This window comes from Luteolibacter arcticus (genome assembly GCF_025950235.1).
Classification (GTDB): Bacteria; Verrucomicrobiota; Verrucomicrobiia; order Verrucomicrobiales; family Akkermansiaceae; genus Haloferula; species Haloferula arctica.
The window spans coordinates 153637-175716 of the sequence record NZ_JAPDDT010000004.1 but is presented as its reverse complement, the minus strand read 5'-3'; the positions used below and the strand labels follow the sequence as shown (position 1 = coordinate 175716).

The 22080-nt window shown below is 63.6% G+C and carries 24 protein-coding genes; 9 read left to right on the top strand and 15 right to left on the bottom strand.

Translation table 11 applies throughout. The features are described 5' to 3' along the window. Window positions 1-6 precede the first annotated feature (6 nt). Window positions 7-3246 (bottom strand): DUF1553 domain-containing protein, encoded by a 3240-nt coding sequence (locus OKA05_RS11590; protein ID WP_264487303.1) that lies wholly within the window; start codon window positions 3244-3246, stop codon window positions 7-9. Between the two features lie 220 nt (window positions 3247-3466). On the opposite strand from OKA05_RS11590, the gene OKA05_RS11585 reads away from it, so the two are divergent. After that, on the top strand, window positions 3467-3949 hold the full coding sequence (locus OKA05_RS11585; RefSeq protein WP_264487302.1) for a hypothetical protein: 483 nt from the start codon (window positions 3467-3469) through the stop codon (window positions 3947-3949). On the opposite strand, the gene OKA05_RS11580 is transcribed toward OKA05_RS11585, so the two are convergent. The 10 genes from OKA05_RS11580 to OKA05_RS11535 form a co-directional block, all read right to left on the bottom strand. Next, the gene (locus tag OKA05_RS11580) at window positions 3946-4734 is read right to left on the bottom strand and encodes a TatD family hydrolase (protein WP_264487301.1); all 789 of its coding nucleotides are present in this window, start codon (window positions 4732-4734) and stop codon (window positions 3946-3948) included. The genes OKA05_RS11585 and OKA05_RS11580 overlap by 4 nt on opposite strands. Window positions 4735-4792: 58 nt before the next feature. Further along, on the bottom strand, window positions 4793-5251 hold the full coding sequence (locus OKA05_RS11575; RefSeq protein ID WP_264487300.1) for a RidA family protein: 459 nt from the start codon (window positions 5249-5251) through the stop codon (window positions 4793-4795). A 59-nt stretch (window positions 5252-5310) separates the two neighbouring features. Continuing rightward, window positions 5311-6372 carry a M23 family metallopeptidase gene (locus tag OKA05_RS11570; protein WP_264487299.1) on the bottom strand — a complete coding sequence of 354 codons (1062 nt, stop codon included), beginning with the start codon at window positions 6370-6372 and terminating at the stop codon, window positions 5311-5313. 7 nt (window positions 6373-6379) lie between these two features. Continuing rightward, entirely contained in the window at window positions 6380-6865 is a 486-nt protein-coding gene (locus OKA05_RS11565) for a hypothetical protein (RefSeq protein WP_264487298.1), read from the bottom strand. 62 nt (window positions 6866-6927) lie between these two features. Further along, window positions 6928-7839 (bottom strand): nucleotidyltransferase family protein, encoded by a 912-nt coding sequence (locus OKA05_RS11560; protein WP_264487297.1) that lies wholly within the window; start codon window positions 7837-7839, stop codon window positions 6928-6930. Window positions 7840-7938: 99 nt separating this feature from the next. Beyond that, window positions 7939-8922 (bottom strand): multidrug resistance efflux transporter family protein, encoded by a 984-nt coding sequence (locus OKA05_RS11555; RefSeq protein WP_264487296.1) that lies wholly within the window; start codon window positions 8920-8922, stop codon window positions 7939-7941. Continuing rightward, window positions 8889-9641 (bottom strand): gamma-glutamyl-gamma-aminobutyrate hydrolase family protein, encoded by a 753-nt coding sequence (locus tag OKA05_RS11550; protein ID WP_264487295.1) that lies wholly within the window; start codon window positions 9639-9641, stop codon window positions 8889-8891. Before OKA05_RS11550 ends, OKA05_RS11555 begins: the two co-directional genes overlap by 34 nt. 179 nt (window positions 9642-9820) lie before the next feature. Beyond that, on the bottom strand, window positions 9821-10180 hold the full coding sequence (locus OKA05_RS11545; RefSeq protein ID WP_264487294.1) for an MGMT family protein: 360 nt from the start codon (window positions 10178-10180) through the stop codon (window positions 9821-9823). Between the two features lie 12 nt (window positions 10181-10192). Next, complete coding sequence (locus tag OKA05_RS11540) at window positions 10193-10555, bottom strand: type II toxin-antitoxin system RelE/ParE family toxin (RefSeq protein WP_264487293.1); 363 nt, start codon at window positions 10553-10555, stop codon at window positions 10193-10195. Between the two features lie 8 nt (window positions 10556-10563). Further along, entirely contained in the window at window positions 10564-10833 is a 270-nt protein-coding gene (locus OKA05_RS11535; RefSeq protein WP_264487292.1) for a ribbon-helix-helix domain-containing protein, read from the bottom strand. Window positions 10834-10968: 135 nt separating this feature from the next. Here OKA05_RS11535 and OKA05_RS11530 point away from each other — a divergent pair, with 135 nt between their 5' ends. Genes OKA05_RS11530 through OKA05_RS11520 form a run of 3 tightly spaced genes read left to right on the top strand, consistent with a single transcriptional unit; the run spans window position 10969 to window position 14234 of the window. Continuing rightward, window positions 10969-11991 carry a thiamine pyrophosphate-dependent dehydrogenase E1 component subunit alpha gene (locus tag OKA05_RS11530; protein WP_264487291.1) on the top strand — a complete coding sequence of 341 codons (1023 nt, stop codon included), beginning with the start codon at window positions 10969-10971 and terminating at the stop codon, window positions 11989-11991. Window positions 11992-11993: 2 nt separating this feature from the next. Then, window positions 11994-12962: an alpha-ketoacid dehydrogenase subunit beta gene (locus OKA05_RS11525; RefSeq protein WP_264487290.1), complete on the top strand. Its 969-nt coding sequence runs from the start codon at window positions 11994-11996 to the stop codon at window positions 12960-12962. 36 nt (window positions 12963-12998) lie between these two features. After that, the gene (locus OKA05_RS11520) at window positions 12999-14234 is read left to right on the top strand and encodes a dihydrolipoamide acetyltransferase family protein (RefSeq protein ID WP_264487289.1); all 1236 of its coding nucleotides are present in this window, start codon (window positions 12999-13001) and stop codon (window positions 14232-14234) included. Window positions 14235-14243: 9 nt separating this feature from the next. On the opposite strand, the gene ald is transcribed toward OKA05_RS11520, so the two are convergent. Next, complete coding sequence (gene ald / locus OKA05_RS11515; RefSeq protein ID WP_264487288.1) at window positions 14244-15356, bottom strand: alanine dehydrogenase; 1113 nt, start codon at window positions 15354-15356, stop codon at window positions 14244-14246. 124 nt (window positions 15357-15480) lie between these two features. Between ald and OKA05_RS11510 the strand changes: the two genes are divergently transcribed. After that, window positions 15481-16386: a malate dehydrogenase gene (locus OKA05_RS11510; protein WP_264487287.1), complete on the top strand. Its 906-nt coding sequence runs from the start codon at window positions 15481-15483 to the stop codon at window positions 16384-16386. 200 nt (window positions 16387-16586) lie between these two features. Here the strand turns inward: OKA05_RS11510 and OKA05_RS11505 are convergent, their stop codons facing one another. Next, entirely contained in the window at window positions 16587-18620 is a 2034-nt protein-coding gene (locus tag OKA05_RS11505; protein WP_264487286.1) for an ATP-dependent helicase, read from the bottom strand. A 139-nt stretch (window positions 18621-18759) separates the two neighbouring features. On the opposite strand from OKA05_RS11505, the gene OKA05_RS11500 reads away from it, so the two are divergent. From OKA05_RS11500 to OKA05_RS11485, 4 genes are read left to right on the top strand one after another with little or no spacing between them, the layout of a single operon-like run. After that, window positions 18760-19512, top strand: coding sequence for an energy transducer TonB (locus OKA05_RS11500; RefSeq protein ID WP_264487285.1), 753 nt, complete (start codon window positions 18760-18762; stop codon window positions 19510-19512). 3 nt (window positions 19513-19515) lie between these two features. Then, window positions 19516-20181, top strand: a complete 666-nt coding sequence (locus tag OKA05_RS11495) for a MotA/TolQ/ExbB proton channel family protein (RefSeq protein ID WP_264487284.1) — start codon at window positions 19516-19518, stop codon at window positions 20179-20181. Between the two features lie 4 nt (window positions 20182-20185). Continuing rightward, window positions 20186-20611 (top strand): ExbD/TolR family protein, encoded by a 426-nt coding sequence (locus tag OKA05_RS11490; RefSeq protein WP_264487283.1) that lies wholly within the window; start codon window positions 20186-20188, stop codon window positions 20609-20611. Continuing rightward, window positions 20608-21090, top strand: a complete 483-nt coding sequence (locus OKA05_RS11485; protein ID WP_264487282.1) for a hypothetical protein — start codon at window positions 20608-20610, stop codon at window positions 21088-21090. The genes OKA05_RS11490 and OKA05_RS11485 overlap by 4 nt, the downstream gene beginning before the upstream one ends. 26 nt (window positions 21091-21116) lie before the next feature. Here OKA05_RS11485 and OKA05_RS11480 read toward each other — a convergent pair whose 3' ends face one another. Both OKA05_RS11480 and OKA05_RS11475 read right to left on the bottom strand, forming a co-directional pair. After that, window positions 21117-21515: a DUF3293 domain-containing protein gene (locus tag OKA05_RS11480; RefSeq protein WP_264487281.1), complete on the bottom strand. Its 399-nt coding sequence runs from the start codon at window positions 21513-21515 to the stop codon at window positions 21117-21119. A 70-nt stretch (window positions 21516-21585) separates the two neighbouring features. Next, on the bottom strand, window positions 21586-22077 hold the full coding sequence (locus OKA05_RS11475) for a DUF3592 domain-containing protein (protein WP_264487280.1): 492 nt from the start codon (window positions 22075-22077) through the stop codon (window positions 21586-21588). Between the last annotated feature and the right edge of the window lie 3 nt (window positions 22078-22080).

Genomic DNA, 22080 nt, shown 5'->3' with positions numbered 1-22080 from the left:
GGCGGACTACTTGTTGAGTGTTTCGTCGAGATTGAGAAGCTGGCTGGAAACGAGTGTCCAGGCCGCGAGTTCGGGAGCGTCGAGCGCCGGGTCGGCCTTGGTCTCGCCGTTGGCGATCAGTGCCTGCGCTTGCTTGGCGTCGGCTTTGTAAGCGGCGAGGGCCGTGCCTTGGACATCGAGCGCGAGCTTCCGTTCGCGGTCGTTGAGCGTGCGGGAGAGCAAGCGGGCGCTGATGAAGTCGAGTCGTGCCTGCGGGTCCGCGGAGGCCTTCATGGCGTTCTCCGCGAGACGTCGCGAGGCCTCGACGAATTGCGGATCATTCATGGTGACGAAGGCCTGCAGCGGCGTGTTGGTGCGGTCGCGGCGGACGCAGAAGACCTCGCGGCTCGGCGCATTGAGAATTTCCATCGCGGGATGCGGCGCGGTGCGCTTCCAGAAGGTGTAGATTGATCGACGGTAGAGTGCTTCGCCCTTGTCGGGGCGGTAGTTCTTCGTGTTGGACTGCGGCATTGCCACGGCCTCCCAGATGCCTTCGGGCTGGTAGGGCTTCACCGGCGGGCCGCCGACTTTTTCTGAAAGCAGACCGGCAGCAGAAAGGGCGGAATCGCGGATCAACTCGGCATCCATCCGGTAGCGTGGACCGCGGGAGATGAGGCGATTCGAGGGATCCTTTTCCAGTTTGTCCGCCGAGACGACACCGGACTGCCGGTAAGCGGACGAGGTCACCATCAGCTTCACCATGTGGCGGTAGTTCCACTTCGAATCGACGAACTCGGCAGCGAGCCAATCGAGCAGCTTCGGGTGGCTGGGGCGTGCGCCCATGATGCCGAAGTCGTCATTCGTCTCCACGATGCCGGTGCCGAAGAGATAGTACCATGCGCGGTTCATCGTCACGCGGGCGGGCAGGGGGTTGGCCGGGTCATTCAACCAGCGGGCGAGGCCGAGGCGGTTCTTCGGTGCATCGGCGGGCATCGGGGGAAGTACGGCGGGCGTCGTAGGTCCGACCTTTTCGCCCTTGTCCGAATACACTCCGCGGGTGAGCACGTGTGCGAAGGGTTCGCCCTTTTTCTCTGCCATGACCAGCGAGACGGAGCCGCGGCTGCGCAACGTCGACTGCTCGGTCTTCAGTGCGTCGAGTTTCACCCGCAGGTCCCGGGTTGGCGCATCGATATTGGCGAGGTAGTATTGGAACAGGGCGTCCAACTGCTGCTTCGTCCGCTGGTCGGCCGGCAGCGCTGCGATTTGCTGGAGCAGGCTGTTCTGCGCCAAGCCCTGGATCTCCGCGGGGGCGAGCAGGCGGCGGTAGAAGCGGAAGTCCTGGAGGGCGACCTTGCCATTGAGCTTCGAGTCGTTGTTGTCGCGCGAGCCGAGGCGGAGCGGAACCTTGGTCTCGATCGTGCCGCCGACGCTGTTAGGGTAGAGCTTCGCACCGACCCGCTTGCCGTCCACGTAGATCTCATTTGCATAATTGCCAGAACGGGTGCCGTCGAAGGTAACCATCACGTGATGCCATTGGCCGGGCTTCAGCGGATTCGGCGCGACGATCTTATTGGCGGACTTGTCCCACGAGTCGATGACGTGAGAGGCGGGCCGGCCGCCTTGCAAGTAGAGGTCCCAGCCGCGGAAGGACTCGGCCGGATTCATCCGCGCGATCACCGCGCCGGTCGGGGTTCCCTCGATCCGGATGAAGCCTCCGTAGGTGACGCGGTCGCCGCGTGAGAAGCTGGCGAGGTCGCCGAGGTCCACCGGGGCATCGCTCACCAGCGGGGCCTTGCCGAGTGGTGCGTCGATGCGGGAAAGGTTGGCCTGCCACTCGCGTGATTGGCCATCGACGAGTCCGCGGAGAGGTCCTTCGGATTCGGTCAGCGGCAGGTGCAGGGCCAAGGTGGAATCGATTTCCCGAGGCGGCGCGATGGTGGCATTCGCGAGCCAGGCATCGAACTCGGGGCGAGCCGCCTTGCCGCGGTCGGCGAGCGCCTTGTCCGTTCCGGAAATCTCGCCGGCCAGCGATCCCCAGCGCTCGCGGTCTTCCACCAGTGGCACGAAGACATTCGGCGGGTGCTCGGCGTTGTTGCCATCAAGCGCGGACATCGGGGTGTTCCGGAAGAACGATGTCAGCGAGTAGAACTCCTTCGTGGAGATCGGGTCGAACTTGTGGTCGTGGCAGGCGGCGCAGCCGGTGGTGAGGCCGAGCCAGACGGCGGAGACCGTTTCCACGCGGTCCTTCGCATAGATTGCGTCGTATTCCTCTGCGATCGCGCCGCCCTCGCCGGTGGTGGCGAGGCAGCGGTTGAAGCCGGTGGCGACCTGCTGGTCGAGCGTGTGGTCCGGCAGGAGGTCGCCGGCCATCTGCTCGGTGGTGAATTGGTCCCACGGCATGTTAGCCTGGAAGGCGCGCACCACCCAGTCGCGGTAAGGCCAGATTGCGCGATAGTTGTCGATGTGGATGCCGTGGGTGTCGGCGTAGCGAGCGGCATCGAGCCACTGGCGGGCGAAGTGCTCGGCGCTGGCGGTGGTCGCGAGCAGGCGGTCCACCTCGGTATCGAGCTTGTCCCAGGTGAAGGCTTTCACTTCCTCCGGGGACGGCGGCAGACCGGTGAGGTCGAGATGCAGGCGGCGGTAGAAGCGAGCCGGGTCTTCCGCGGGATTCGGCTTCAGGCCGTTTTGGGCCAGCTTGTCGGCGATGAAGCGGTCGATCGGGTTCGCCGCCCAATCCTTGCCGGATTCCGGCAGTTCCGGCCGCTTCGCCGGGATGAAGGACCAGTGGGCTTCATAGGGCGCGCCCTGCGCGATCCACTTTTCCAAGAGCGCGATCTGCTCCGGATTCAGCGTCTTGTGGGACGCGGGCGGCGGCATGATTTTCTGCGGGTCCTGCTCGTGGATCAGCTTCACCAGCATGGACTGGTCCGGCTGGCCCTTCACGATGACCGGCTTGCCATCCTCGCGCACGGCGAAGGCTTCCTTCTCGATGTCCAGGCGGAGTGGCGCGGATTTTGGCTCGCGGGTTCCCGAGTCCGGCCCGTGGCAGTGGTAGCAATACTCGGAGAGGATCGGCTGGACGTGCTCGTTGAAGGAAACCGTCTCCGGGAGGGAAATCTTTGGTGTCGCGGGCTGCGCGGTGTCCTCCGCGGGTGCGGATGGAGATCCCGTGGCCGTCTCCCTGCGCGTGGAGGAATCGCAGGAGAGAAGCCCGAGGCATCCTGCCAACGCGATCCATGAGCTAGAGAATTTTGGACGAAATCGCATTTTAAAACATGTTTCCTGATGAAAGCGGTAGCGGGAGGCGGTTTGCCTGAAACGTCCCCGGGTTCAAGGAGCTTTCAACTCGCGGGAGTTTACGTCCGATCCGCTTGCTAGGTTGGAGAAAATTGCACAACTGGGCTCGCCGATGGAGCCGCCTGTATCCGAGATCTTTCCCGTCCCTGCTTGTCCGGGGCTGCCGGAGGTGAGTCATCCTCACGGGCACATGATCACGCGGGCCCTCGGGCCGGCGAAGTGCGACCGCTACTACTTCGCGGCGCTCTGCTACGCCCAGTCGCTGTGGCGCGAGGGCAAGCCGGCGCAGGCGATCCTTCAGCTCAACAAGGCTTTCATGGCTGATCTTCGAGGCGACGAGGAGATTTTGCAGAGGCAGCCGCCTCCTTACGGCGTGCTGGTGTGGATGCTGCGTCACCGTCCCGAGGGGCGATTTGTGGGAAACCCGGTCCGCCACTTCCAGCACTTGGCGACGAGGGTCAGCGGGGAGCGGAAGGAGATCCGCGCTTGGCGGGCGTGGGCCTGCTTTTATCTGTCGCAGCAGGCGCTAGGGGATGAGCAGGAGTTCCCTCCGGACTATGAGCAGATCGCGGCGGACGGACTGGTGATTCCTGCCTGGGACGAGGTCGTGATGCAAATCCGTGATCGCGGCTGGCACCGGGAGGTGGATGCGCTGTTAGAAGCGGCGAATTAAGGAAGAGGCGCGAGGTCGAAGAAGCGGGCGTGGTTTGCGCGGGTGAGTTCCGCAAGTTGGTTGAAGGGCATTTCGAGTGCTTCTGCCAGTCCTTCTCCAATGCGTGGCAAATTCGCCGGGTGGTTTTTGCCGTCGGGGAGGGGATGAGACACCAACTCGTCCGGTGGCAGCATGTCGGGTCCGTCGGTTTCCAATAGGAGCCGGTCTTGCGGGACTGCGCGGAAGGCGTCGAGAACCTTGGCCTTTCGCGGATGGAGGAAGTAGCCGGAGAAGGAGAACCACGCTCCGAGGTCGGCGAGACGTTTTGCCAATTCGGTGGAGCCGCCGAATGAATGGAGGAGGAAGCGCTCTGGTGGAGGCTCCGCCTTCAAGGCATCGAACAGCGGGTCCCATGCCTTCAGCGCGTGGATGGTCACCGGGAGTCCTCGAGCGCGGGCCAAGGCCAGTTGGCGCAGGAATACCGGTCGCTGTGTTTCCAGCGGCGGATCTGCGACCCAGCCGTCCAGCCCGATCTCGCCCACCGATGCGTTGGTAAAGCGGTCGAGATGGCTCTCTAACATGTCAGCCCAAGCGGGCGAGGCGAGGTGGGCCTTCCATGGATGCAGGCCGAAGGCGGGGCGGACGAAATCCGGGAACGCTTCCGCCAGTGCGGCGACCTGCTCCCAGTCGTCTTCTCCGGTGCCGTTCACCACGCATCCCTCCACTCCGGCGGCGCGCATTTCGGCGATGATCCTTGCGGGATCCGCGAAGCGCTGGAGGTGATTGTGGGAGTCGTGGAGGGGCATAGCGTTAAGGCGCGTGGACATTTCTGTCCACGCCGTGTCGACAGAATGTCGACACTCCTTACTCCACTTCCACGATCAAATTGATTTCCACCGCGACATTGAGCGGCAGGGCGGCCGCGCCGAGGGCGGTGCGGGAGTGCTTTCCCTTCTCGCCGAAGATTTCGATGAGCAGTTCGCTGGCACCGTTGACCACCTGCGGGTGGCCGTAGAAGTCCGGGGCGGAACTCACGAAGCCGTTGAGCGCGACGATCTGCTTCACCTTGTCGAGAGAGCCAATCTCCTGCTTCACCACGGCGAGGCGGTTGAGGATGATGATGCGGGCACCTTCCTGCGCTTCCTCGATCGACACGTCGGCCGGCACCTTGCCGATCACCTTGCGGTCGCCGTCGATCGGCAGGCCGCCGGAGAGGAAGAGGAGGTTGCCGCTGCGGACGCAGTTGACGTAGGCGGCGACGGGGACGGGGACTTCGGGGAGCTTGTGGCCGAGGCTTTCGATGCGGGCGAGGATGGAATCCATGCCGGGAGCTAAAAGTTCCAAATGAGAAGTGCCAAGTGCCAACCCTTGGGAAGTTCCCGTTACTGGCTTCCGGGGGTCGTGTGGGTCGCCGGAGTCGTGGCGGCCGGCGTCGGGAAATCGTCGGTCAGCAGCGCGATGAGTTGCTTGCCGGAGCGGGTCAGCGCGGCGCCGTTGCCGGTGCCATCGATCAGGCCGCGGGTCAGGTGGCGGTGGCCGATGCGCGAGTTGCGCACGGCGGTGACCACCGGCTCGGCGACCGGACGCGGGCTCGGTGTGATGCCATTGATGAGGCCGGTGGCGGTGAAGGAGAGTTCCCACGAGGGCGATGGCGCATTCATGTCGCCCTTCACCATCCAGCGGTGACGCTCGGCGAAATTCCACGCCCCGTCGCGCGGGATGGTCACCTTGAAATACGCGGGGCTGTTGAGAACGAAGTCCTGGACGCGAAGTTCCGGGTTCTTCTGGTGGGCGAGGAACAATCCGGCGACGTCCATGCCAGCCAGGTTCATGCCGTTGAAGTTGCCGTGGAAATTCGTGCCGCCGGAGAAGGCGTGGTGCCAGCCCTCGAAGTTTCCGCTCATCAGCAGGCACATCTCCAAGTGGAGGTGAGCGCGGGTGCGGTCGATGCCGGCCCCGGTGTAGCCCATGCGTCCGAGCACGGAGCCCTTCTTCACGGCGTCGCCCGGCTTCGCCGTCACCTCGGCGAGGTGGGCATAGACGCTGTAAAAGGCGTCGCCCTCGAAGCGGTGCTCCACCACGACGTACTTCCCGTAGTTCGAGCGGCCGGCGACATTGCTGGAGTGAACAACGGTGCCATCGGAGACCGACATGATCAGGTCGAGCGGATTGCCGGCCTTGTCGCGCTTGTCCGGCTGGATATCGACGCCCTCGTGGAACTTCGTCAGCACCACATCCTGGCCGATGCGGATCGGGGTGCGGACGAAGCCGAAGCTGCCACCTTCCCACGGCTTCGAGGTTTCTCCCTCGAAGGTGCGGTCCACATACATGTAGAACTTCTCCGGCTCGCCGGTGAAGAGATGATGATTCTCCGTCGGGAGCTGGAGCTCGACGGCGAACAGGGGAGTCAGGAATGCGGCGGCGAGGGCGAGCGTGCGGAGCATGTCGGGATCAGCGTCGGGGCTTCTTTTCCCCGATGCGGGGAACCTGGGTGTCGAAAGCGTCGATTTCGGCTTGGCCGATGCCCTTCCAGATCACCAGGTAGCCATCCTCCACCTGCTTGTCGATGATCACGGCGTCGACCTTGCGGCCGTTGACCATGGCGAGCATCCAGCGGTCGATGTTGGCGCTGGTGAGGGCGGCAAGCCGGTTCTTGGCGGAAGGCTTGAGTTGGAGCACCACGCCGAAGCCCTGGCCATCCTGCGATGGGAAAGAATTGAAGGCGGCGACGTCCTTGGTCATGAAGTCGGGATTGCGGCGATAGACGACCTGCTTGCCCGCGGTGTTCTGCTCGAAGATCATCTTCGGATTGTCCGAAGGGTCGCCCTGCAGGTGGAAGGAGATGCCTGAATTCTCGCCTTTCTTCCCGCCGGCGTGGGCGGTGAGCCCGGGAGTCAGCGAAAGAATGGCGATGGCAAACAAGCGCGGCAGGGTCATGGCGGCGGAGCTTGCCTGCCGTGCCGCGCTTTGGGAATCGGAAAATCGGGGCGTTAGGCGGTTCAGCCGAGCGGGCTCGGATAGTCGCCGGCGGCCACCAGTTTCGCGATCGATGCGACCACGTGCGGCTTGTCGTCGGGATACGTCACGCCGAACCAGGAAGATGTGGTGTCGAGCACGCGGCAGTCGGCCTTGTCGCGGCGGATCAGGTCGTCGACCACCGTGGGGATGTAGCACTCGGACTTCTGTTCGCCGCCCTTTTCCTTGAGGAAGGCGATGAAGTGCTCCTCGAGCTGGGCGAAGTGTTCCACGGTGAAGCCCCAGAAATTCATGGAGACCGGGCAGATATCGGCGATCTCGCGGCGGCTGCCATCGAGCGCCGTGCCACGGACGATGCCATCCTCATCGCGGGAGATGTCCACGACCTCCTCGACGTCGGTGAGCAGGCCCTCGGCATCGGTCTGGCAGATGCCGCGGTTGACCGAGCCGTGCTCGGAGAGGGTGTTCTTCAGCGGGTAGCCGACCATGCAGTAGTGATCCTTGCCGGCGGCGCCGGTGTCGGAGGCGAACCAGCGGGCAATCACCTCATAGGCATCGGATCCGTAGAAATCGTCGGCATTGATCACCGCGAAGGGACCGGTGACGACATGGCGGGCGGCGCGCACGGCGTGGGCGGTGCCCCAGGGCTTGGTGCGGCCTTCGGGGATGGTGAAGCCTTCCGGCAGGTCATCGAGCTTCTGGAAGGCGTAATCGACCTCGATCTTGCCAGCGAAGCGGGAGCCGACGCTGGTCTTGAAGGCCTCCGCGAAATCCTCGCGGATGATGAAGACCACCTTGCCGAAGCCGGCGCGGATCGCGTCGAAAACCGAGTAGTCGAGCACGGTTTCGCCACTCGGACCCATGGGGTCCATCTGCTTCAGTCCGCCGTAGCGGGAGCCCATGCCAGCGGCGAGAACGAGGAGAGTTGGTTTCATCAGGGTAGTCTGGAAGAGTGCGGCGGGGTTATGAGGGGCCGCCCCGTTTCCGGCAATGCGGAATGGCGCATGCCGGGACGGGAAAGGCGAATGGGGGGCTCAGGAAACGAGGGGACGGCGGGATGTCGGCCTGGCATGCAGCAGCATCCCTCCGGTGATGAGGATGAGGCCCAGGATTCCCAAGGCACCGGGAGGTCGGATGCCGATGAGCCACGCTTCCAACAGCAGGGTGAACACGATTTCCGCCGCTTGGGTCGCCTCGACCGCTGCCAGCGAGGCGGCATCCCGGTTCACCCGGTCCGTGGCCATGTAAAACAAGGGGGTGGCAATGAGTCCCGCGGCGGCAACGAGCGCCACGGTGGCAAGTTGGGCCGGCGGTGGAGGACCCGCCTCGACGAAGCCCCAGAGACACAGGAGGCCGCAGAGTGGAAGGCTGCCGAAAATCATCAGGCTCAGTCGCAGGATGGCATCGGCAGGCAGTCGGGCGGCCTCCATCAGATTCATGCTCTTGCGGTTTCCCAGCGGATGGGCCGTCGCGCTCGCCAGAACCAGCAGGATGCCGAGGAGGACGTGTCCGGCATTGCCCGCCCGGAACTCTTCCGCTTGCAGCAGGACCACGCCCGCCACGATGGTCGTGCTGAAAAGCAGCGCCAGTTTCGGGATTTTCCTACGATGGTCATCGTAGAGCAGCGGTCCGAGCAGGATGCCGATCACGATCGCTACCGGCCAGGTCGCCGCAACGACCCATGCGGGAGATACCGAGCATGCTGCGGTGAGTGCCGCGTAGAAGATCCCGCAACCGAGGGTGCCCCATGCGATCCACCCGACGCGGGAGATGTGCCACATTTCCCAAAAGCGGGACCATTGCCGCCGGGCAGTGATGATGAGCGCCAAGACCGGGACCATCATCAGGAAACGGAGCGAGGCGGACCATGCCCAGTGCCCCGCGGCATCCGCCATCTTGCGGTTGAGGACGAAGCTCACCGAGAAGAATGCCGCGGCGGTGAGGCCTAGGAGTAGACCCTGCCCGAGGGATTTCCGCTGCTCCTTCATCGAGGACGTCCTGACCGACGTTCCCTGCATGCGTCGCCGAATGCCTTGAAGATCCGCTGAGATGCAGGGTTTGCAGCCGCCTGCCATTCGGGGTGCCACTGCGTGCCGAGGTTAAAGCCCGGTGCCTCCGGCATCGTGACCGCTTCGATCACGCCGTCGGGCGAGCGGGCCTCGACCCGCAATCCTTCCGCCAGGCGATGGATGCCTTGGCCGTGGGCGGAGTTCACGGGAATCCGCGACTGGCCGAGAATGGCATCGAGGCGTCCGCCGTGCACGACGTCAATCTCATGGGCCACGGCGAACCTGACGGCTTGGTCGTCGGTGTCAGGTTCACGGTGGTCATTGAATCCGGGGACGGCATGGATCGCCTGGTGAAGGCTGCCACCGAGGGCGACATTGATTTCCTGGTGACCGCGGCAGATGCCCATCAGCGGAACTCCCCGCTGGATCGCGCGGCGAATCAGGGGCAGCGTCCACGAATCCCGCAGCGGATCAAGAGGCAGGGTAGGATCGAGCACCTCTTCCCCATAATGCGAGGGATGCACGTTTGCGGGTGAGCCGGTCAAAAGGATGCCGTCGGCGTAGTCGAGCAAGTCATCGGCCTCGCCGCCGGTCGCGATCAGCGGCAGGCAACCGGCCCACCGGACGGCCTCGATGTACTCGCAGCGGGCCATGAGAAACGGGCGATTCCCGATTGTCTGATGGCAGGAGGCAATGAATACCAATGGTAGTGCGAGCGGCGTGGGCATCGGGTTCCGGCATGGTGGGGCCGTGTTTTTCGCCCGGGCTATGCGGAATGGCGCATGGAGGCCGGGGAAAGGCGAAAGGCGGGCTATCGATCAAGTGGCCAACAAGGAAAGCGTCGTCTGCGATGACTATGGCGCGCATGATGGGAAAAATGCCGGGCAGGGAAGTGCTTGGGTCGGATTCAGTCTTTCCACCGGATGTCCCTGCGGATGCCGACGACATGGAAATGGGCGTCCGAGTCGGCAATGTAGCCTTTCGAATCCACTTTCATTCCCTCGGCTTCAAGCAGGGCCTTCTGTTTGGCCGCCAAATCCGGTTCCATGGACCGGCTGATACGGGCATCGGCGGCGACGACGCGGTGCCACGGGAGATCCTTGGCTTCCTCGTCCGTCAACCGGCTGAGGGTATGAGCGACATGGCGCGGGTTGCAGTTCATGTGCACCGCGATGGACCCGTAGGTCGTGAACCTGCCCTCCGGGATCATACTAACGAGCCGGATCACTTCGGCGCGAATCCGGGCAAAGGCGGTCGATTTGGCCATGGGGAAGAAGATTCAGGAGCGCTTGGACCGGAGGAAAGCCTGATGAAGCACCCCGGCTTCCTGCACCAGATGAGGCTCCAGTTCCGCAAGCCGCTCTGGAAGATCCATGGCCCCATGTTTCACTGCCAGCACGTAGATGCTCTCCCCCTCAAGGGCGCAGACGAGCAGATGACGCCCGACGCGGTAGAATTTCAGGTTTTCGGAGAGCTCGGGACGGGCCCTGAGCAGGCCGGGGGCTTCCTTCAGCCGCTTCAGGGCGGCTTCGATGTCATCCAAGTAGTCCGCCGCGACCTTCTTGCCCCATTGCTCGATGGAGTAGCGCTCGATTTCTGCGAGATCCAAGACCGCGCGGCGAGAGAGTGCGAGGTAAGACATGGCTCACGTCACTTCCAGCCCTCGCGTTCGCGCTTCTTGGCATTCGCCAGGGTGCTCTTCAGGTCGCCGTCGAACTCTACGATCCGTCCTTCCGCGAGGTCGCGGTAGCCCTCGATGATCGCGTCGCGCACGGCGGCGGCTTCCAGACGGTGCTTCTTCTCCCGCAGAAGGTCGCGCAGGAACTCGCTGGGCGTGGAGTAGTCAGTGCCGTCGCCGGAATTCCGGTCCACGAAGGCACGGAGCTCGTCGGTGAGGGAAAGATTGATGCTGCTCGCCATGACGGGGAAACACTAACCGCGATGGCGATATTGGTCAATATTCGCCATCGCTGGAAAGGCGTCCACTGGCATTCTCTTCCCGACTTGCGGGAAAGCGGTTGCGGCCCTTCATGCTGCCTGTTTACGCTTTCGCCCGTGCCGGAAACCGAGGAAGCCCAGAGGACCGCCGTGGATTTGGATCGCGACTATGTTCGCGAGGTTTTCCGTGCGATGCTCCGGGCGCGACTCCTTGAAAGCAAGCTGTCCAGCCTCTACAAGGCGGGCAAAATCGTCGGCGGCGTCTACCTCGGCAAGGGCCAGGAAGCGGTCAGCGCGTCGCTCGGCGCCTCGCTGATCAAGGGCCGCGACATTTTCGCCCCACTGATCCGTGACCAAGCCGGGCGCACCGCTTTCGGCGAGCCGCTGATCGATTGCACCCGCACCTACCTCGGCTCGGTGCTCGGGCCGATGAAGGGTCGCGACGGCAACATTCACCGCGGCCGCCCGCTCGATGGCATGCCGGCGATGATTTCCCACCTCGGCGCGGCGGTGTCCGTAGTCGGCGGGATGCTCATCGCCCGGCGCTTGAAAGGGGAGCTGGCTGGAGTGGTCGGTGCCACTTGCGTCGGCGACGGCGCGACTTCCACGGGTGCTTTTCATGAAGGGATCAACATGGCGGCGGTCGAACGCCTGCCGATGGTCGTGATCGTCGGCAACAACCAGTTCGCCTACTCGACGCCGACCGACCGCCAGTTCGCCTGCGAGGACCTGCTAGACCGGGCCAAGGGCTACGGGGTCGGCGGGCATTCAGTCGATGGGACCGATCTGCTCGCCTGCACAAAGGTCATTGGAAATGCGGTGAAGCTGGCCCGCGAGGGCAACGGCCCGCAGATGGTGGTGGCGCGCTTGCTCCGCCTCAGCGGCCATGGCGAGCACGATGACGGCAGCTATGTGCCGCCGGTGCTGAAGGACAGCCAGCTCGGGCGCGACTGCATCGAGACCGGCATCGTCCAGATGATCGAAAGCGGCTTCGGAACCGTGGAGGAAATCGAACGCTGGAAGCGCGAGTTCACCGACGAGGTGCAGGCTGCGGTCGCGCAGGCCCAGCAGGAGCCGACTCCGGACCCGTGGGACGAGGATTGGCGGGCGCTTTCGACGCAGACGGGAGGAGGGATTTGACGATGAGCGTGACGTACGTCGATGCAATCCGGGAGGCGCAGGAGAAGCTGCTGCGCGACGACCCGCGGGTCTTTCTCTACGGACAGGACATTTCGAAATTCGGCGGTGCTTTCAAGGCGACCAAGGGGTTGGCCGAGGAGTTTCCCGGACGGGTTCTGGACTCGCCGATCAGCGAGGACGCGATGATCGGCATGGCCGTCGGTGCCGCGATCGAGGGCATGCGGCCGATCATCGAGATGCAGTTCGCGGACTTCTCGTCGATCGCCTTCAACCAGATCGTCAACCAGGCCGCGACGCACTTCTACCGCACCGGCGTGCCGGTGCCACTGACGGTCCGCCTGCCCTCCGGTGGCACGCCGGGCTCGGGGCCGTTCCACAGCCAGAGCATGGAGGCGCTCTATGCGCACTATCCCGGCCTGATCGTGGTCACGCCGGCGACCGTGTCGGACGCGTATCACATGCTGTTAGACTCGGTCGCGCTGGATGACCCGGTCATCTACTGCGAGCACAAGTTCCTCTACCGCTGGCTGAAAGCGCCGCGCATCAATGGCGATCACTTGCCCATTGGTCGCGCCCGCATCACGCGCCCCGGCAAGCACGCGACGGTGGTGGCCTACAGCGCGATGGTCCACGAGGCCGTCCGCGCCGCGGATCGCTTGAAGGAGCAGGGTGGGTGGGAGATCGAGGTGGTGGACTTGCGCTCGGTGAAGCCGCTGGACATCGATACCGTGCTCGCCAGCGTCGCCCGCACCGGCCGCCTGTTAGCCCTCGGGGAAGCATTTCCCTGGGGTGGCGTCACCGCCGAGGTTGTTTCGCGGGTGTGCACCGATGGCTTCCACTTGCTGGACGCCCCGCCGCGCCGCCTGAACTCGCGCGACACGCCGGTGCCGTATCACCCGAAACTTTGGGCGGCCCATCGCCCGACCCCCGAGACCATCTGCATTGCCCTGCGCGAGCTGCTGTCTTTCTAATCTTCCATCTGCCATCCTCTATCTAACATCTCCCCGATGCCCACCGTTCCCATCTTCATGCCGCAGCTCGGTGAATCGATCGCCGAGGCGACCGTCGTCCGCATCGGCATCGCGCCCGGCGATACGGTGCAGACGGACCAGGAGGTGATCGAAGTTGAGACCAGCAAGGCGACGATGGGAGTGACCACGCTGTGCCGCGGCACGGTGAAGGAGATCCACGCGAAGGAAGGCGAGACCTACTCGGTCGGCACGCTGTTAGGCCTGCTGGATGTCACCGAGGAGGAGATCGTTCGCACCGGCGTCGATACCGTCGAGGCCGCAGCCGATCGTCGCACCGCCGCTGCCGCATCGCCGCAGGAGCAGGAGAAGAACCTGCACTTCGCGCTCGATGATGATTCCTACGAGGAGTCATCACCTGAGGTGGTGCCGAGCGTGAAGGGCCTGCCCGTCCCTGCGGGCGTGATGGGTGCGCATTACATTTCCCCGCGGATGCGGGCGCGCATGAATGAGATGGGCCTGCGCGAGGCCGATATCTCCGCTGTCGCTGGCACAGGTGCCGGAGGCCGCGTCATGGTGGAGGACTTGGAAAAGTTCCTTGATTACATCGACACGTGGCCGAGCAGCAATGCCTCGCCGATGCGCATGGCCGTGGCCGATGCTATGCGCCGGAGTTGGACGCGTCCGCTCGCAACCGTGGGCTTGCCGGTGAAACTCGACCGGGTGTTAGAACATCGCCGCAATCAGGATCCGAAGCCCGGACTCACGCTTTACGTCCTGCGCGCTTTTGCCCTGGCGTTGGTGGAAGAACCCGCAACCGCCGGTTTCCTGATTGGACAAAAGGTCGTGCACCCGCGTGCCTTCGACATCGGCGTGGCGGTGCAGGTGGACGACGGCGTCGTGGTGCCGGTACTCCGTAAGGTCGATCAAAAGTCGCTTTCTGACCTGACCAAGGACTATGCCGAGATGGTCGAGCGGGGCCGCCGTCGCCGGCTCTCTGAAGACGATCTGCGCGGTGGCATCGCCACGGTGACGAATTTCGGCACGTTCGGCCTCACCTCCGGCACGCCGATTCCGCTGCCGAATGAGACGCTCATCCTCGGCCTCGGTGCCGGCGTGAAAAAGCCGGTGTGGAGCAGTCAGGTGGAGGCTTTCGTTCCGATGACCGAGGCGGAGTTGGTCCTCACCTTCGACCACCGGGTAGTCGATGGCGGTGGGGCCGGTGTGCTGCTCAGCAGGGTGGCGCAGCTCCTTCAGGAGCCCGAGAAGCTCTGACTTACCCGGTCAGACACCGAGCACCTCGGCGGCATCGACCACGGGGATGCCGTGGGCGTCGCCGACCGGCGGGCAGGTGAGCTTGCCGCCGCTGCAGTTCACCGCGCCGAGTACTTCCTTGCGGATGCGGCTGGCACCGGCGACTCCGTGGTCGGCGAGCAGGGTGATCCAGCGCTGGGTGACGTTGTTGAGCGCCTGGGTCGCGGTGCGGGCGTAGGCACCCGGCATGTTGGCCACGCAGTAGTGGATGACGTCTTCCTCGACAAAGGTCGGCGCGTGGTGAGTCGTTGGGCGCGTGGTTTCCGCGCAGCCGCCTTGGTCGACGGCGATGTCCACGAACACGGTACCCGGCTGCATCAGCTTCAGCATGTCGCGCGTGATCAGCTTCGGCGCCTTGGCTCCGGGAACCAATACTGCGCCGATGACGAGGTCCACGCGTGGCAGCAGCTCGGCCAGATTTGCCTCGCTCGAATATACGGTGTGGGTGCCGCTCATGGTGATGTCGAGGAAGCGCATGCGTTCGAAATCGACTTCCAGAATGGTCACGTCCGCGCCGATGCCAGTGGCAACGCGCGCCGCATTCACGCCGGCGGTGCCGCCGCCGATGACGACCACACGACCGGGCGCGACGCCGGGGACGCCGCCTAACAGCGTGCCGCGGCCGCCATTGTGCTTCGCGAGGTGATAGGAGCCGACGATCGACGACATGCGGCCGGCGATTTCGCTCATCGGCTCCAGCAGTGGCAGGCGGTGGTTCACCTCCAGTGTCTCATAAGCGAGTGCGGTGCAGCCGGTGCCGACGAGTGCTTCGGTGAGCGGCTTGCTGGCGGCGAGGTGGAGGTAGGTGAAAAGCAGGTGATGCGGCTGCAGGCGGGCGATCTCCTCCGGTTGCGGCTCCTTCACCTTCACAATCATTTCGGCGGCGGAGAAGATCGCATCGGCATCGGGCAAGATCTCCGCCCCCATGGCGAGATAGTGTTCATCGCTGTAGCTGGAGCCCGTTCCCGCGCCGGCTTCCACGAAGACCCGGTGGCCGCTCTTCACCAGCTCGGCGATCGAGCCGGGGATCATGGCGACGCGGTGTTCCTGAGCTTTGATCTCCTTCGGGATGCCGATATTCATGGACCTGCACGCTAGCCGTGATCCGCGCTGCCGTCTTGACGGAAAAGGGGGATGCCACCGGGGGATTCGGACAAGTATGCGGAGAGATCTTGAAGGCCGCGCGGTCATCGCGGATGAACCCGGTATGAAAGTCACGATTGTCGGCCCGGGCAAAGTCGGGATGGTGCTGGCCTATTCACTGGTGCTCCGCGGTGTCGCCCGAGAGGTGGTGCTGGTGGGCTCGAACCGAGAAAAGGCCGAGGGCGAGGCTCTGGACCTGACCCATGCCCAGGCTTTCCAACAGATCCCTGTGAAAGTCCGTGCGGGCGAGATTGAAGACGCCGCCGGCAGCGAGGTGGTCGCCGTTTGTGCGTCGGTGCCGATGCCGGCCGGGCTTCTCACTCGCAACGCGCTGGCCCAAGGCAATGCGGATCTGATGAAAGAGCTTCTGCCGCGGATCGCGAAGGTAGCGCCGAATTGCAAGCTGGTGATGGTGACCAACCCGGTTGATGTGCTCACCTGGCAGGCGCTGCAATTGACCGGCTTTCCGCGCGAGCGGGTGATGGGTACCGGCACGCTGGTCGATTCCATCCGCTTCCGCGAACTGCTATCGGAGATGCTTGCGATCCACCCGGACGACCTGCGGGCCTATATCCTGGGCGAGCATGGGGAGCACCAATTCCCCGCCATGAGCGTGGCCCAGTCGGGAGGGGAAAGGATCGATGATACGCCGGAGCGGCGTGCCCTGTGCGAGCGTGCCAAGCACTTCGGCATGGAGGTCTTTCGCAAGAAGGGGAATACCTGCTATGCGATCGGGCAATCGGCGGCGTATATCATCGAGGCGATCTTGTTAGACGAGAAGCGGACCGTGCCGCTCAGCGTGTTGGTCGATGGGTATCTGGGCGTTACCGATGTGTGCTTGAGCCTGCCTGTGGTGGTGGGGAAGAAAGGGGTCGAGCGGTTCCTTCATCCTGATCTCAATGCGGTGGAAGCGGAGCAGTTCCGCGAGGCGGCAAGGGCGGTGCGGAAGGTGATCGATGGATTGGAGTGAGGAACCGGGAGCGGGATTTATCTCGCTTAAATGTTCGAGTCCGTTGGGAGCGCAGGTCTTCAGACCGGCATCGAAGGACCATTCGAGCCGGTCTGAAGACCGGCGCTCCCGGGATGGCTATTCCGCTGAAGGGACCATTCGGGCGGGATGAATCCCGCGCTCCCAGTGGCATTGGGGCGGGATGAATGCCGCGGTCCCGGTTAGAATGGCTCGTCCGAGGCCCAGTTCGATCCGACTTTCCACTCCTCGACGAGTGAGCGGGGGAAGTCCTCCAGAAAGCGCGACGGCCGCTGGATCACGTCACCGGTGTAGGACTTCGGGTTGATGAAGGGGTAGGTGAGATACAGCTCATCCTTTGCCCGGGTGATGGCCACGTAGAAAAGCCGGCGCTCTTCCTCGAGTTGATCCTCGTCATCCGATTCCAGGATGCGGCCATTCGGGAACTGCCCGTCGGTCAGCCAGATGAGGAAAACCACCTTCCACTCCAGTCCCTTCGCCTGGTGGATGGAGGAAAGCGTCACCTTCTCGTCGTCCCTCTCCGATGTGTCGCCGGTGGGTTCGCCGTCGGCGGAGCCTAGCAGGGAAAGCTGCGAGAGGAACTCGAGCACGTCGTCGAAGTTCCCACCGTAGGCCATGAGCTGCTCGATGTCGCTACGACGGTTCTCGTAGTTGTCGTAGGAGGCCTGGAGAAATTCGGCATAGAGGCCTTCGAGCACGCTGAAGACCATCTCGGAGGGGCGGGCGAACTCGCCGTTGGGCGTGAGTTCGTCGAGCGTGTAGCCGAGCTGCTCCCAGTGCTTGGCCGCTTTCTTCGGCGGCTTGAGCGCGCCGAGCACTTCGGACCAGACGGGGATCTCTTCGCTTTCCGCGTAGCCGGTCTTCTGCCAGTCGCGCCACAGCTTGTCGGCTCCGGCGGCACCGATTCCCGGCAGCAGCAGCACCAGCCGCTTGAAGCTGGTTTCGTCGCGGCGGTTGGTGACGAAGCGGAGGAAGGCGGAGACGTCCTTGATGTGCGCCTGCTCGAAGAACCGCAGGCCGCTGGTGATGGCGAAGGGGATGCCGCGGGTGGTCAGCTCCATCTGGATCTCCAGCGACTGGAAGTGGGCACGGTAGAGCACGGCCATTTCCTCCAATGGAATGCCCTCGTCACGCAGCTCTAACATCCGTTGCGCCACGAACGCCGCTTGGGTGGCCGGGTCCTCGAGTGGCACCAGCGCCGGCTTGATGCCGGCTTCCACGCGCGATGACTTGAGGTCCTTGTCAAAGCGCGCTCGGTTGGCGCGGATCGCGGCATTGGAGAGATCGAGGATCTCCGGCACGCTGCGGTAGTTCGTCTCGATCTTGAAAACGCGGCAACCCTCGTGACGCTTGGGGAAGCTGAGGATATTCCCCATGTCGGCGCCGCGCCAGGAGTAGATCGACTGTGCATCGTCGCCGACCGCCATCACGCTGGCACCGTCGCCGGCGAGCAGGTCGATCAGCTCGCTCTGCACCGCATTGGTGTCCTGATACTCATCGACGAGGATGTGGCGGAAGCGCTTGCGGTAGAGGGCCAGCAGCTCCTCGTCCTGTTGGAAAAGTTTCAGGGTGAGCACAAGCAGGTCATCGAAGTCCATCGAGTTGGTCTCCTGCTTGCGCTTGGCGTAGCGTTCGTGGGTCTTGTGGATCTCGGACGACCAGTCGTCGAAGTAGGGGTAGCGGACCCTGATGATGTCATCGAGCGACTCGCTGGTGTTTTCCACCAAGCTGAAGATCGATGCGAGCACGTCCGCCTTTGGGAAGCGTCGCACCTTCGTGTCGATGTCGAGGCTGGCGATCACGCCGCCGAGCAAGGACTTCTGATCATCGCGGTCGAGGATCGAGAAGGACTTCGTGAAGCCCAGCACCTCGGCGTGGCGGCGCAGGATGCGGTTGCCGATCGAGTGGAAGGTGCCGCTCCAGAGCGCCGAAACATCGTGCGGGACCAGCGTGCGGACACGCTCGGTCATTTCCCGCGCGGCCTTGTTGGTGAAGGTCAGCAGCAGGATGTTCCGGGCCTCGACTTCGTGGTCGAGCAGGTAGGCGACCCGGTAGGTGAGCGTGCGGGTTTTTCCCGAGCCTGCACCGGCGATGACCAGCGTCGGGCCGGGCGGCGCGGTGACGGCGGCGAACTGCTCGTCATTCAGCTCCGCCCGGTAATCGATCCCGGACGTCGGTCCGGTCGTTCGCCGGTTCAGCGTATATTCGCGCGCCATGCGCGGCAGCTTCGGGATTTTCAGCGGGGGATCAAGAACCGCAGGTTGCGCGAAAAGTTTATGCCTTCACGTTTGACACTCGCCGGGGGAGGGGTGCAGGCTTCTCTTGCGACTGATTCTCATTAAGAGTTGATTTGCCATGAGCCCTTTCCTTTACGCCCTCAACATTGGAACCCTCGCCACCTGGCTGACGGTGGCCGGGGCGAGTTCCGTTGCTTGTGTGATCAAGGTGGTGGACCGCCTGCCCGAATTGCTGGCGGCCAAGCCGCAGGAGCTGGAGGTGAGCCTCACGCCGATGGCGATGGGCTCGGCTCCGCCCGCAGAAGCGGAGGCGACCGACGAAGCGGTCACGGAAGAAGTGGCGATGCCGGAGATTCCCGAGGTGCCCGAGATCCCGGAGATGCCTGAAGTGCCGGAGATCGCCGACGTCGAGCCGCTCCCGGACATTCCCGATCTCCCGCAGATCAGCAGCCCGGATGGGATGGAGAAGCCAAAGCCCGCGGTGGCAAAGCCGGCGAACACGCGGCCGAAAGCTTCCACCACCCGCAAGACGGTCGGTCGCAAAAGCACCACCGGCGAAAGCGGTCAAGGCACGGGCACCGGCAATGGTACGGCGCGAGGTTCCGGTGACAGCCCGGTGGGTGCGGACCGGTGGGCTGGTGGCCGCATGCCGAAGCCGAGCTACCCGTCCGGTGCGCGCTCGGCGGGTCTCACCGGCAGGGTCACGGTGCTTTTCTCCGTCGATGAGCGCGGCTACGTGGTCAGCACCAGCGTCACGAGCAGCACGAATCCCATTTTTAACGAAGCGGCGCTGAGTGCCGTGCGCCGCTGGAAATTCCGTCCGGGTGTCCGGGCGAGCGCCTCCCGGCCCATTGTTTTCCAACTGAATTGATCGATGTTGATCGCGAATATCGTCCTCAAGACGTTTCATGAAGGGGGCTGGATCATGTGGCCCGTGGCGGCCACCTTTTTCCTGGCGGTGTGTGTCTTGTTAGAGCGGACCTACTGGTGGATCACTCTGAAGCGGTCGATTCGTCCGGCGGCTCAGGAGAAAGCCCGCGAGGCGCTCGGCACGGGCGATTTCAACACTGCGTGGCAACTCGGCCAGCAGGGGGAGGATCCGTTCCTCCACAATCTGAACGAAGGGATTTCCCACGCCCACACATCGATGCTCGCGGCGATGCACTTGCATGCCACGAAGTGGATCGAGCGCTCGGAGGCCCGCATGTGGGTCCTCGGCACGATCATCACCTTGGCGCCGTTGCTCGGCTTGCTCGGCACCGTGGTGGGCTTGATGGGATCCTTCGCCTCGCTCGGCGATGAAGCGTTGGGGGTGACCAAGGTCACCGGCGGTATCGCCGAGGCGCTCATTGCCACGGCTTGCGGCCTGGCCATCGCGATCGGCTGCCTGCTGCCTTACAATTTCTTCCGCAAGCGCGTCTCGACCTTCCGTCACTCCTTTGAGACCTGGATCAACCACGCCGAACTGCTGGTGCAATCCGCCAAGGCCCACGGCCACGACCTCGAAACCTTCGCGGTCGAACGCCACCTCAAGCGCTGAGCCGATGCCGGTCAAACTCCAGTCGGGTGGCGGTGACGACCACGAGGAAGACGCGCGGATCGAGATCGTGCCATTGATCGACATCATGTTCTTCCTGCTCGCCAGCTTCATGATGGTGAGCCTGAGCATGAGCCAGATCCACCGGGTGAATCTCAAGTTGCCGGCGTCCACCTCTTCGGTGGCCGACAACAAGACACCGCCGATCCATATCGCGATCGATGCCCACGGCGTGATCACTTGGGATACGAAGATCGTGACGCCCTCGGAAATCACCGAGCGCTTGCGGGCGCTGCCGCCGACCGAGGACACCAAGGTGTTGATCGGTGCCGATCAGGACAGCCGCCATCAGGCTGTGCTTTCCGTGATCGACGCCGCAAAAGCGGCGGGCGTGGAGAAGGTCAGCTTTGAAACGAAGCATCAGGAGCCGTGAACCCGAGAGCGCTTCCCATCGTCAACGCCGTCGGCTGCATCGTGCTCGCCGGCTTCATTTTGATCCAGTGGTTCGGCGGCCAAGTGCGCGACAAGGAGCTGCATGAGGCAAAGAGCCGCGAGATCCTTGAAAAGAACGCGCGCCTCGAAGCCGAAAAGCGCGCCGACCAACTCCAGTCCGACATCCAAGGGTTAAAGGACTCCGTGGATTCCATCCGCAAGGCCGCCGAGGCTGCGGAGAAAGAGGTAGCGCTCCGGATCGAGGACATCGCCAAGTTTTCCGCCGGTCTTGAAGAGGCGAAGGCCAGTATCGTAACGTGGGAGCAGGCCGTGAAGGAACGCGACGAGGCGCTCGTGAAGCGAGATGCGGCACTCGCCGAACGCGATTCAAAGCTCAAGGAACTCAACGGGCAGCTCGTCGCGACGCGCAAGCGGCTCGATGAAGCCGTGGCCGAGCTGAAGAAGGCTGGCGCACGCTGAGGGGCAGAGTTGCACGCTTCGGTCTGCTACTTCTCGCCGGCGATTCTCAACTCGAATTCTCCCACCGGCGTTTCTTCGCCATCGGCGCAGTTCACGAGAATCAGGCTGTCATTCTCGATCCACCAGATGGCCCGTTGGTTGAAGCGGCGGCCGAGGGCGATGGCGTCGGCCTTCGGCATCTCCACGCCCCAGCCGGGTTCGCGATGGGAGAGGTCCGGCGAACATCCGGTCGCGCGGAAATAGGAAAGTGCCTTCAACTCCAAGGTCCGTCGCAGGGCCTCGTCTTCACGGATGTTTTCGACCGCGCTGGTGGGCCGGTCCATCGGGTTCCAGCCCGTGATGATCGCGAACTTCGCAGGCAGAGGGACGGGCCGGATGCCGAGGAGGAAAACGGTGGTCAGGTATTCTGCGGGTAGGGTGGTCATGGCGGATGGTTCAGTTTGCCTGAATCGTCGCTCAGAAATCGGGAAATCGCCACAAATTCCAGAGGGAGGGCTATCGATGGCCTCTCCATCCGCAGTATATGAGGTGACATCCAACGCCCGCGAATCCGCCAAAGAGGATCATCGCAAGCGGGATCTTCGACCATTTCCATTCACGGTCGATCACCGCATAGGAGGGATGGTCCGGATCGATCCAAGCCCGAACCGTAGTGCCGGATTCATGGGCCGTTTTCAGGTTTTGATAGAGATCTGAACTGTCCCGAAACAAGGCAACATTGGTAGAGCGGTAGCCCTCGCCATGGTAGCGGTAGGAATACTCGGCGATGGTCGAGGCCCGTCTCCCTCGGCTGCGTTCCAGCTTGAGGATCCGCGCTTCGACGGAAACCTCATCGCTGGTTCGTAGGTAACCGCGGATCGACTTGACCATAAGACCGCCGGGAACGACCGCACCGATGGTCAAGAACAGGCCACCCAGTGCGATTGTGATAAAGCGCTCGTTTCTTGGAATTGTAATGACCGTCTTCCTCTTCAAAGCACGGGCCATCTC

Excerpts from the sequence above, each read along its gene's own strand:
- OKA05_RS11590 (WP_264487303.1), bottom strand. The coding sequence starts at position 3,246 with ATGCGATTTCGTCCAAAATTCTCTAGCTCATGGATCGCGTTGGCAGGA.
- OKA05_RS11585 (WP_264487302.1), top strand. The coding sequence starts at position 3,467 with ATGATCACGCGGGCCCTCGGGCCGGCGAAGTGCGACCGCTACTACTTC.
- OKA05_RS11580 (WP_264487301.1), bottom strand. The coding sequence starts at position 4,734 with ATGCCCCTCCACGACTCCCACAATCACCTCCAGCGCTTCGCGGATCCC.
- OKA05_RS11575 (WP_264487300.1), bottom strand. The coding sequence starts at position 5,251 with ATGGATTCCATCCTCGCCCGCATCGAAAGCCTCGGCCACAAGCTCCCC.
- OKA05_RS11570 (WP_264487299.1), bottom strand. The coding sequence starts at position 6,372 with ATGCTCCGCACGCTCGCCCTCGCCGCCGCATTCCTGACTCCCCTGTTC.
- OKA05_RS11565 (WP_264487298.1), bottom strand. The coding sequence starts at position 6,865 with ATGACCCTGCCGCGCTTGTTTGCCATCGCCATTCTTTCGCTGACTCCC.
- OKA05_RS11560 (WP_264487297.1), bottom strand. The coding sequence starts at position 7,839 with ATGAAACCAACTCTCCTCGTTCTCGCCGCTGGCATGGGCTCCCGCTAC.
- OKA05_RS11555 (WP_264487296.1), bottom strand. The coding sequence starts at position 8,922 with ATGCAGGGAACGTCGGTCAGGACGTCCTCGATGAAGGAGCAGCGGAAA.
- OKA05_RS11550 (WP_264487295.1), bottom strand. The coding sequence starts at position 9,641 with ATGCCCACGCCGCTCGCACTACCATTGGTATTCATTGCCTCCTGCCAT.
- OKA05_RS11545 (WP_264487294.1), bottom strand. The coding sequence starts at position 10,180 with ATGGCCAAATCGACCGCCTTTGCCCGGATTCGCGCCGAAGTGATCCGG.
- OKA05_RS11540 (WP_264487293.1), bottom strand. The coding sequence starts at position 10,555 with ATGTCTTACCTCGCACTCTCTCGCCGCGCGGTCTTGGATCTCGCAGAA.
- OKA05_RS11535 (WP_264487292.1), bottom strand. The coding sequence starts at position 10,833 with ATGGCGAGCAGCATCAATCTTTCCCTCACCGACGAGCTCCGTGCCTTC.
- OKA05_RS11525 (WP_264487290.1), top strand. The coding sequence starts at position 11,994 with ATGAGCGTGACGTACGTCGATGCAATCCGGGAGGCGCAGGAGAAGCTG.
- OKA05_RS11520 (WP_264487289.1), top strand. The coding sequence starts at position 12,999 with ATGCCCACCGTTCCCATCTTCATGCCGCAGCTCGGTGAATCGATCGCC.
- ald (WP_264487288.1), bottom strand. The coding sequence starts at position 15,356 with ATGAATATCGGCATCCCGAAGGAGATCAAAGCTCAGGAACACCGCGTC.
- OKA05_RS11510 (WP_264487287.1), top strand. The coding sequence starts at position 15,481 with ATGAAAGTCACGATTGTCGGCCCGGGCAAAGTCGGGATGGTGCTGGCC.
- OKA05_RS11505 (WP_264487286.1), bottom strand. The coding sequence starts at position 18,620 with ATGGCGCGCGAATATACGCTGAACCGGCGAACGACCGGACCGACGTCC.
- OKA05_RS11500 (WP_264487285.1), top strand. The coding sequence starts at position 18,760 with ATGAGCCCTTTCCTTTACGCCCTCAACATTGGAACCCTCGCCACCTGG.
- OKA05_RS11495 (WP_264487284.1), top strand. The coding sequence starts at position 19,516 with ATGTTGATCGCGAATATCGTCCTCAAGACGTTTCATGAAGGGGGCTGG.
- OKA05_RS11490 (WP_264487283.1), top strand. The coding sequence starts at position 20,186 with ATGCCGGTCAAACTCCAGTCGGGTGGCGGTGACGACCACGAGGAAGAC.
- OKA05_RS11480 (WP_264487281.1), bottom strand. The coding sequence starts at position 21,515 with ATGACCACCCTACCCGCAGAATACCTGACCACCGTTTTCCTCCTCGGC.
- OKA05_RS11475 (WP_264487280.1), bottom strand. The coding sequence starts at position 22,077 with ATGGCCCGTGCTTTGAAGAGGAAGACGGTCATTACAATTCCAAGAAAC.